Origin of the sequence: Acinetobacter sp. COS3, from assembly GCF_000475335.1 — a bacterium.
GTDB lineage: Bacteria > Pseudomonadota > Gammaproteobacteria > Pseudomonadales > Moraxellaceae > Acinetobacter > Acinetobacter venetianus.
Genome location: NZ_AXCD01000002.1, coordinates 24,201 through 33,406, shown reverse-complemented (window position 1 = coordinate 33,406; position 9,206 = coordinate 24,201). Strand labels below are relative to the sequence as shown.

9 protein-coding genes are annotated in these 9,206 nt (G+C 37.4%); 3 read left to right on the top strand and 6 right to left on the bottom strand.

Features of this window, described 5'->3' with window-relative positions; translation table 11 throughout:
- Together IO68_RS0116805 and IO68_RS18430 are read right to left on the bottom strand one after the other, a co-directional pair.
- Positions 1-616: carbamoyltransferase N-terminal domain-containing protein (locus IO68_RS0116805; protein WP_031234645.1), on the bottom strand; the 616-nt coding region annotated here is incomplete at its 3' end.
- 975 nt (positions 617-1,591) lie between these two features.
- On the bottom strand, positions 1,592-3,229 hold the full coding sequence (locus tag IO68_RS18430) for a long-chain fatty acid--CoA ligase (RefSeq protein WP_023012471.1): 1,638 nt from the start codon (positions 3,227-3,229) through the stop codon (positions 1,592-1,594).
- Between the two features lie 450 nt (positions 3,230-3,679).
- Here IO68_RS18430 and IO68_RS18425 point away from each other — a divergent pair, with 450 nt between their 5' ends.
- On the top strand, positions 3,680-4,444 hold the full coding sequence (locus IO68_RS18425) for a membrane protein (RefSeq protein ID WP_023012470.1): 765 nt from the start codon (positions 3,680-3,682) through the stop codon (positions 4,442-4,444).
- A 55-nt stretch (positions 4,445-4,499) separates the two neighbouring features.
- Positions 4,500-5,012, top strand: a complete 513-nt coding sequence (locus IO68_RS18420; RefSeq protein WP_023012469.1) for a cytochrome b — start codon at positions 4,500-4,502, stop codon at positions 5,010-5,012.
- Positions 5,013-5,053: 41 nt separating this feature from the next.
- On the opposite strand, the gene IO68_RS18415 is transcribed toward IO68_RS18420, so the two are convergent.
- Genes IO68_RS18415 through folE2 form a run of 4 tightly spaced genes read right to left on the bottom strand, consistent with a single transcriptional unit; the run spans position 5,054 to position 8,299 of the window.
- Entirely contained in the window at positions 5,054-6,409 is a 1,356-nt protein-coding gene (locus IO68_RS18415; protein ID WP_023012468.1) for a dihydroorotase, read from the bottom strand.
- On the bottom strand, positions 6,399-6,959 hold the full coding sequence (locus tag IO68_RS18410) for a carbonate dehydratase (protein WP_023012467.1): 561 nt from the start codon (positions 6,957-6,959) through the stop codon (positions 6,399-6,401). The genes IO68_RS18415 and IO68_RS18410 overlap by 11 nt, the downstream gene beginning before the upstream one ends.
- Before the next feature lie 21 nt (positions 6,960-6,980).
- The gene (hisI, locus tag IO68_RS18405) at positions 6,981-7,400 is read right to left on the bottom strand and encodes a phosphoribosyl-AMP cyclohydrolase (RefSeq protein WP_023012466.1); all 420 of its coding nucleotides are present in this window, start codon (positions 7,398-7,400) and stop codon (positions 6,981-6,983) included.
- Positions 7,394-8,299: a GTP cyclohydrolase FolE2 gene (gene folE2 / locus IO68_RS18400; protein ID WP_023012465.1), complete on the bottom strand. Its 906-nt coding sequence runs from the start codon at positions 8,297-8,299 to the stop codon at positions 7,394-7,396. The genes hisI and folE2 overlap by 7 nt, the downstream gene beginning before the upstream one ends.
- A 110-nt stretch (positions 8,300-8,409) precedes the next feature.
- Here folE2 and IO68_RS18395 point away from each other — a divergent pair, with 110 nt between their 5' ends.
- Complete coding sequence (locus tag IO68_RS18395; RefSeq protein ID WP_023012464.1) at positions 8,410-9,141, top strand: D-Ala-D-Ala carboxypeptidase family metallohydrolase; 732 nt, start codon at positions 8,410-8,412, stop codon at positions 9,139-9,141.
- Positions 9,142-9,206 lie beyond the last annotated feature (65 nt).

Here is a 9,206-nt window from a genome sequence, read left to right as displayed (position 1 = left end):
CAACCGTACAGCGTGCAACAAGGCCGCGAAAACCAAGCATGTTAGTAAATCTCATATAAAAAAGACCTAAACTTGTTGGTTGCATAATTTCGTGTAATTGTTGTAAACCATTGGTATTACCAATGCCGTATGTACAGGAATTTAATTCGCCTAAACCATCAATGGTGAGATAAGCAGCTTGTTCCCAAGGGTTAGTATAGAAGGCACTTGCTGCGTGACATAAATGGTGAGGAACGAATCTACGCTTATTTTCTGGGAGTGTTATGCCGAGTTCATTTTCTAGTATTGCAAAGGCATTACGCTTTTGTGTAATTTTTTCAGCATCTCTCAGATGTCCAAAGATTAATCCTGGCATATTTGCCTTGATAGTGTTGAGATAGTGTAAATCGGGATCCCAGTAAAAACAAAAGGCATCAATCTCATTTGGATTTATACCTGTTACATTAAGGCAATAACGGATAGCATCTATTGGAAAAAGATTGCTATGTTTAACACGATCAAATCTTTCTTGTTCAGCCGCTGCAATAACTTTACCGTCAATTACCAACGCAGCTGATGTATCATGTCCGTCGGGATCACCCAAAGCAGATGTACCATTGAAACCAAGTGTAATCATATCTTTACTTACGCAAGTTTTAATTTATAAATTAGATGACTTAATTGAAGTGAATAATTTTTTCTTATAAGCCAAATCTAAGGTTAAATAGCTGATCCAATAAGAAAAAAGAACGATATTTTTAAAATTTGAAGTTAATAAAAGAAAATTAACTAAATAATAATAGTAAAATTTTCTGAAAGTTTTAGTGAGGGATATTAATTTTTTCATTCTATATCTTTGAAATTAAATGTATTTAATTTGATTTTTTTAATTTTGGTTAGGATTTGTTTGTTGAATAATAACATAAAGAAGCTTTATTGCACAAAGATTTTGTAATTCTTCCTAAAATTAAAAGGATGTAAAAGTAGAATTTTCTCTTAGAGTTTGTTGCACAAACCTTTTAAAGGTTGATTTCACCAAGTTGCAACTTAAACTTAGCTCACTTAGGGAATCTACCGTTCAAACCTTTGTGCAACAAAGCCGCTAAAGCATCCACTCAATGTTCAACCATTTTATGTCAGAAACATGTCCATTAGATAAAGCAGAGCAAGCGATTTCACCCAATTATTTCATCATGATATGTAATTTAAAGCCATAAAACCTGCCCAATCTCACTTTTGCTACGTGATGCAATTTTGGCTAATGACTTATGGTGTTGAATCCGTTATTTTTACGGGCAGGTAAAGTGGTTGAATCAACCCATAAATATTTGCTGTGTTGACCTTTCAATAAGCTGGCATGAAAGCATGTAGTACTAATTGAGGCATAATTTTATCGAGTTTCTTATCAATCTGATCGAGATAGAGGTGAGGTAAAATATGTGAAATTTTTGCAAAAAAAAGTGCTTGGAATAATCATAAATTCAGATGAAAAATATCGTCATTAATTTCTTTACATGCTTTTCAAACAAGTATGCTTCCACCTAGTTGCTTTAAGCAGCAGAAATGAAGAACCATTTCTTGTTCTTCATTTCAATTTACCTAAAAGGTGGTCTTAGACCACCGCATCATTTTGCAAAAGCGTATCGCCGTATTGTGCACGAAGCTCTGCTTTGACAATTTTCCCTGTTCCGTTGACTGGAAGTGCATCGACAAAGATGACTGCATCTGGAATCTGCCAGCGAGCGATTTTATTTTCAAAGTATGCAAGTATATCTGCTTCCGTTATTGATGCATTTTCTTGTTTGACTGCAATTAAAATAGGTCGTTCATCCCATTTTGGATGTTTTGCTGCAATTGCAGCAGCCATACGAATGTCAGGATGACCTACAGCAATATTTTCTATTTCGACCGAAGAAATCCATTCGCCACCCGATTTGATGAGGTCTTTTGCCCGATCACAAATAGTCATATAGCCGTCTGAGTTGATTGTTGCAATATCGCCCGTATCAAACCAACCATCGACTGTTAAAGAGCTTTTTTCTTGATTAAAGTAGTGATCAACAACCCATGGACCACGAACTTGTAGGTTTCCTTGTGTTTGACCATCATTTTCAAGAGGGATCGTACTGTCGCCATCTACAATACGTAATTCAATACCAAAAGGTGGGCGGCCTTGGGTGAGACGTAATTGTTCAAACTCTTCAGTATTTAAAGCAAAATGTTTGGCTTTGGGTTGGTTCGCTGTCCCAAGTGGGCTAGTTTCAGACATACCCCAAGCATGAATCGTGTCGCAATCATAATTATATTTAAAGTCTCGAATAATTGATGGAGGACAAGCAGCACCACCAACAACATTACGAACCATACTTTCTAAACGTGTACCTTTTTTCTTTGCAGCGGCCAACAGGCCTTGCCAAATTGTAGGAACACCTAATGCTACCGTAACTTTATAGTCATCAATTAAGTTAACGAGGCTATCACCATCTAAGTTCGGACCAGGTAATACAATCGAACTACCAACCATCGCCGTTGCATATGGAATTCCCCACGCATTTACATGGAACATTGGAACAACAGGCATCACAATATCTTTAGCCGATAAGTTCAGAGAATCAGGTAACGAGATCGCCATGGTATGAAGTAAGGTAGAGCGATGGCTGTATAACACGCCTTTTGGATTACCTGTTGTACCTGATGTATAACATAAAGAGCTGGGAGTGTTTTCATCTAACTGAGGCCAATCAAATGTTGTTGATTGATCCTGAATCAGCTCATCATAAAAAATAACTTCAGGGAGTGCTGCAGCAACTTTTTCGTCAAAAGCACTGAGACAAATAAATCTTTCAACAGTAGGAACTTTGTCTTTGATTGCATTAATTAATGGTAAAAATGTTGTGTCAAAGAAAATGGCTTTGTCTTGAGCATCATTGATAATGAAAATCAACTGTTCAGGAAACAGGCGGGGGTTGATGGTATGACAGACAAAACCACTACCTGAAATGGCATACCAAGACTCTAAGTGACGATGGTTATTCCATGCGATAGTTGCTAGACGATCACCCTCATTCAAATTAAATGTTTTAAAAGCATTTGCTAAGCGTTTGGTATTTTGTTGAACCTGCTGCCAATTGGTTGTGGTGATTTGCCCACTTACTTCTCGTGAAATAATTGAAGTATCAGCATGATATTTTGCTGCATGCTCGATCAAGTTACTAATTAACAAAGACTGATGCATCATTTTGCCAAACATTTTATTCATCCTTGTTCGCTGTTCTATAAAATTATGAAAGAACTTTTAGCCTAAGCTATAAAGTTCTTATAGTTTTATTTGTTGTATCTCATTTCTGCACCCAGTTTTATGTAACGAGGTATGTTTTTCGCGGTTAGGGGTATAAAACTGAACAGATTTATCAGCATTTTTGTGAACAAGAAAATCTAAAATCTGAGTTGATCAAGCAGTGGTTAGATAATTTAGAATGTAACCCATATTTATCCCGTAAAGAGAAAATAAAAAAATTTGCCTAATGATAAGTACGTTATTTGAGCCAATAATATTTTAAACAAGGTAGCTTAAGTTCTATAGCTAATTTTATAAATGTGCCGAGTTTTTAAGAACTGAGTACATTTTTTATTACTCAGATTTAAGATTGTATTCAGCTCTGTTTGGTCAAATTAGATTGTTTTCTTATTGGAATACAATATGATCAATGATAAAAATACAGAGCAAATCCTCAGTAAAGTGCCAGAAGTAACACTACTCTTTTGGATCATAAAAATTGCTGCAACGACTTTAGGTGAAACCGCTGGCGATGCATTTTCAATGTCACTCAATCTAGGTTATCTAATTAGTACAGCAATTTTCGCAGTATTCTTCATCGTGCTTGTGGTCTTTCAGATCAGAGCAAAGGGTTATCATCCATTCTTTTATTGGGCAACGATTATTGCCACCACCACATTAGGAACAACTATTGCAGATTTTGTTGATCGTTCTTTGGGTATTGGATATTTAGGCGGAAGTCTCATTTTATCTGCTTCACTTGCTGCATCTTTGTTTATTTGGAATCTCAGTTGCGGTTCGATCGCAGTCAATACGATTCAATCTCCGAAAAATGAAGCATTTTATTGGTTGACCATTATGTTTTCACAAACGCTCGGAACAGCATTGGGAGATTGGACAGCAGATACTCAGGGACTTGGTTATACAGGGGCAATGCTGATTTTTGGTGGTCTTCTTGTATTTTTGATTATTCTTTATTTTGGTACAAAAGCTTCAAGAACAATGCTTTTTTGGGCTGCATTTATTTTAACTCGACCATTAGGTGCTGTTTTAGGTGATTTTCTGGATAAACCAATCGCTCAAGGTGGTTTGGATTTAAGTCGGGCAGGTGCTTCAATTGTGCTATTCACTTTTATCATTTTAAGTTTAATTATTTTTAAACCTAAAGCAGCAAAAGCGTTGCATTAAATAAATCAGATGTAAATTTTACTTTATCTAAAGTGCAGAACAAGGATAAGAAATCATGGAAAATAATTATCCCAAACCAATCATCATCTTGCATTGGCTGACATTATGCCTTGTATTGATTGCTTATTTTAGTAGTGGCAATCCATTACACGACAAGATTTGGGGACAGGTTCATGTGATGAGTGGTTTATTGGTATTCGCTATTTCGATTGCCAGAGTTACAACCGTATACTGCTATAGAAAGCAACTCCCACACAACAAGATAATTAGTCGCTATCAAGAAAAGTTGTTTAAGTTGGTTCGATTGGTTTTATATTTATCTCTATTTGTTGTACCCGTGATGGGCTGGTTGGCACTTTCTAGTATGACTACCCAATTCGACTTATATTCGATGCAACTTCCTTTAGCACGGCTGACAACTTCAAATCATTTGGTTGGCGAAGCTCATCAGTTTCTGGGAAATATGTTTATTTTCTTTGTGGGTTTACATGCTGCCGCAGCTTTGGCACACCATTTCATATTTAAAGATGGTGTGCTCAAAAGTATGCTTGCGAAGAATGATAAATAGATATTGTGGGCAAGATTCGATTTTCCGAAGATCTTATTTGGTCATCTATTTATTTCTAAAGCTTGTCCCTGACAATTTAAAAATAATTGTGATTGATGCCAAGCCAACTGTCCTGAAACGATTGTTGTATCTACGTTATAGCGGAAAGTTTTATTTACAAAAGGACTCCAATTACAGCGCATATAGTTGTGTTGGTCTTTAACAGAGAGCTGTTGTGTATTTTCTCTGAGGAAGACTAAATCTGCCCAATAGCCTTCACGAATATAGCCTCGATCTTTGATTTTAAATAGATCAGCGACTTGATGAGAGGTTTTTCGAACCATTGTTGTGATATCTAGTTTTTGATCTGCAACCAATTCCATTAGTGCGGGGATTGCATGTTGCACTGAGGGGAGGCCTGCGGGTGCATCTAAATAGCTTTGTTGCTTTTCATCCCACGTATGCGGAGCATGGTCAGTACCTATAATGTCCAAACGATTGCTTTCAGCAATTGCATTAATCAGTGCTTGTTTGTCCTGTTGGGTTTTTATTGCAGGATTACATTTAATTAAATGTCCAAGATCCGCATAATCTGATTCATCAAAGCTCAAATGATGAATACATACCTCAGCAGTAATATGTTTTCGGTTTAAAGGTAGGTCTTTAAATAAACACAGTTCTTTTGCAGTCGTAATATGTAAGACATGTAACTGTGTGCCATACTTTTCTGCAAGTGAAACAGCAAGTTTGGAGCTTTCAAAACAAGCATATTTATCTCGAATTTTGGGATGCATTGCTGCTGGAATATTTCTTCCATATTTTTCTAAAAATAGTTTTTCTCTGGCTTTGATGCGCGGTGTATATTCACAATGAGTGAGTAAAATAGTCGGGACATTGGCAAATAAACGTTCCAAAATTGTAGGATCATCCACCAGCATGTTGCCCGTGGATGCGCCCATAAACACCTTTATGCCACTCACCAGTTTTGGATCGAGTCGTTCCACAACCTCTAAATTATCCGCACTCACGCCAAAATGAAATGCATAATTTGCCATGCTATGTTGTGCTGCAATTTGCTTCTTGTGCATCAACGTCTTTAGATCGAGTGTCGCTGGATTGGTATTGGGCATATCCATATAACTGGTAATGCCACCAATCACCGCAGCAGAGGACTCAGATGCAATACTTCCTTTTTGCGGTGAGCCAGGATCTCGAAAGTGAACTTGATCATCAATCATGCCAGGGATGAGCCAATTGCCATCAGCTTCAATACTTTTTGCATGAACAATACCCGTTATATTGGATTGAATTTTTTCAATACGCCCATGACGAATCAGCACATCACTGATTTGTTGCTGTCCTTCATTTACGATATTGGCATTGCGAATGATAATGTCTGGAGAATTTCTAAAACTCATTGTGCAGTGCCTTGTAGCCTTTGACCAATTCAATATTGGTCGTAACCACACTTTCAGAAAACTCACTGATGGAAATGTCGATTGGTGGATAAAGCGCTAAATCTGTTTGAGGGTTGATATAGCTCATGGCAGGTACATAAAAATGATCAGGTAAATCACGACCATCTACCACAGCATTGTGTCGAATCGCACTATGATTTCCAATTTTGCAGTTGAATAACACACTATTAAAACCGACAAAAACATGATGTCCAATACTGCAAGGCCCATGAATAATAGAACGGTGCGCGATAGATGAGCTCTCGCCAATGATTACGGCTGCACCAGCTTTTGAATGAATCACAACACCGTCTTGGATATTAGAGTTTGCGCCAATTACGATGGGTTCCATCTCACCATTTTCATTTGTTTCATCTGCTCGAATGACGGCATAAGGACCAATAAAAACATTGGCTTGGATAATCACTTTACCGCAGATAATCGCAGTTTGATCAACATAGGCTGATTCATCTATAACAGGAAGATGTCCAGAAGGATTTTTACGAAGCATAGAAAGTCTACATCCATTAAATTAAAGTGTTGATTCGCTAAGAATGGTAATTTGATGATTGCCGATTCCGAGATAAAAACAGCTTGGACGATTGGTATGACAAGCAGGGCCATGTTGACGCACCAGAAAAAAAATGCTGTCACCATCGCAATCGAGTCTGGCTTCAACCAAAAATTGCCGATGTCCTGAACTTTCGCCTTTACGCCATAAACATTGACGTGAACGAGACCAATAGCAAACTTGTTGCTGGGTTAGTGTTTCTGTTAGGGCTTCGGCATTAACCCAAGCCAGCATCAGCACTTCTTTGCTGGTGCTATCTTGCGTGATTGCAGGAATGAGCCCATCTTGATTCCATTTGATCTGAGAAAATACATTTTCAAAATCAAATTGTTGGCCTATGAAACCCTGTTCCATATGTTTAAAAATACATGCGTCTACCATTGCCATGAACCTTGAGCAACTGCATCATGCGCATGTAAGCTTTCTGCATGAATGACTTTGAAATTGAAGCCATTAATATATTGATGATGAATAAATGTGCTGTATAAACGTCTTAAAGCATCTTCACAAAACATTAGATTTTGTCCATTAGCGATTGCAAAAGCTTGCTCATCGATGCGTTTAACCGCCGTTTGAACAGGTGTCATGAGGGCTTGTTCCGCCTGATTAATAAATAAAATCAGTGGAATATGCTTGATCTCTTGGTTTAGTTTAAATTTCAGAATGGCAAAACTTCTTTGACTGTGTGGTGTTGCAGCAATCGCATCAGTGGTGCTTAACCAATTCAAAATTTCTTGTTGATCTAGCTGTATCTCTTGGTTTTGTAATGCTGAATTAAAGCGTTGCTGAATAATATTGCGTGATAGTGCAGCAGAGCATGGGCAAGTAGATGAATAAGGAATTTCAACTGTTAACTCGGCGGTAAATTGATCTTTGATTAGTTGACAGGTCAACACAAAAGGGTAGCTTTTCCAGCCTGATAACTTACTGATTAGCGCAGGGCGTTCGATATAAAGTTCACTATTGATCTCAATTTTTGCATTCGTTGATAATCCAGTATGACTCGCTAAAAAATCTTGTAGAGCAATTTTAATATCTAGTAAATTTAAGTTATTAATCGTGCTTAATTCTAAAAGGCGCGTGTATAAACGAGACATATGAATGCCTTTGGCTAAAGGATCGTCCAAGCTGACGTAAGCATTTATTTGGCTTTGGCATTGGGTCTGTTCTATATAAAGTGGCAATGCAATGTTCTCCATGCCAACCCAATCTAAAGCATGGTTATGGTCTTTTGGTTGTATCGATTCAGCGGAAATATCTGGGAGCAGTGCAAGATTCATTTGTAAAGAGTGCTTAAGTTGTAATGCATATTGTTATGTTATAACATAACAATATGCATCGGCAAGTTCGCTGTTTGTCAAAATCGTTGTTCACGTATAACTGAGTAAAAATGAATAGAGTTTGTATTTTTGGACTGAGTTTGTGCTTATCCGCTTGTCATCAAGCGAGTGTTTATTCGACACAAAAAACGCGTACAAGTCAGCAGTTGCAGCGATCAGACATTCAACAACAAACGATTTATAAAACCCAAAAAGCTGTTTCACCAAGTTATTTAATTTGGAGAAATGCGCCTTTACATCAACAGCAAATCTATAAATATAAGCATTTCTTAAAAAGCCAAGGGTTGAATTTATATATTTCTGATGCCGAATTTTTTCAGACAGCGAGGGATTGGCAAAAATGTAACTATCCAGAATATGAAGTTCCGCCACAGGAACTTTGGAACAACATCATTCCAACGTTAAATATTCTTCATCAGTTGGTTGATCGAAAGATCGTGACTGATTTTTCAGTCACTTCGGTGTATCGAAGTTATGCATTAAATCAATGTGCTGGTGGAGCAGGTTCATCAAAGCATGTGTTCAATGCTGCATTGGATTTTCGTATTGGTGCTGAAAATCCAGATATTGCAGAACAACAGTCTATTCAAGAAATAAAAGAAAAGTTATGCCAGTTTTGGCTTGATCATGGTGAAGCGCTAAGCATGGGCTTAGGCGTGTATGAGTCAGGTCAAATTCATATTGATAGTGCAGGTTATCGAACGTGGGGTGTAGATCATCGCTACACCTCATCTCCTTGTATGAAAGATTCTTTAAACCATCAGTATCAATCGCCAGCTTAAAACGGTGTATGGCTCAGCAATCAATATGAGCCATTTTAATGATGCTGGTGGATGCATTGATTTAC

Bases quoted from the DNA above. Each gene is read 5' to 3' on its own strand.
- IO68_RS18430 (WP_023012471.1), bottom strand. From the start codon at position 3,229: ATGTTTGGCAAAATGATGCATCAGTCTTTGTTAATTAGTAACTTGATC.
- IO68_RS18425 (WP_023012470.1), top strand. From the start codon at position 3,680: ATGATCAATGATAAAAATACAGAGCAAATCCTCAGTAAAGTGCCAGAA.
- IO68_RS18420 (WP_023012469.1), top strand. From the start codon at position 4,500: ATGGAAAATAATTATCCCAAACCAATCATCATCTTGCATTGGCTGACA.
- IO68_RS18415 (WP_023012468.1), bottom strand. From the start codon at position 6,409: ATGAGTTTTAGAAATTCTCCAGACATTATCATTCGCAATGCCAATATC.
- IO68_RS18410 (WP_023012467.1), bottom strand. From the start codon at position 6,959: ATGCTTCGTAAAAATCCTTCTGGACATCTTCCTGTTATAGATGAATCA.
- hisI (WP_023012466.1), bottom strand. From the start codon at position 7,400: ATGGTAGACGCATGTATTTTTAAACATATGGAACAGGGTTTCATAGGC.
- folE2 (WP_023012465.1), bottom strand. From the start codon at position 8,299: ATGAATCTTGCACTGCTCCCAGATATTTCCGCTGAATCGATACAACCA.
- IO68_RS18395 (WP_023012464.1), top strand. From the start codon at position 8,410: ATGAATAGAGTTTGTATTTTTGGACTGAGTTTGTGCTTATCCGCTTGT.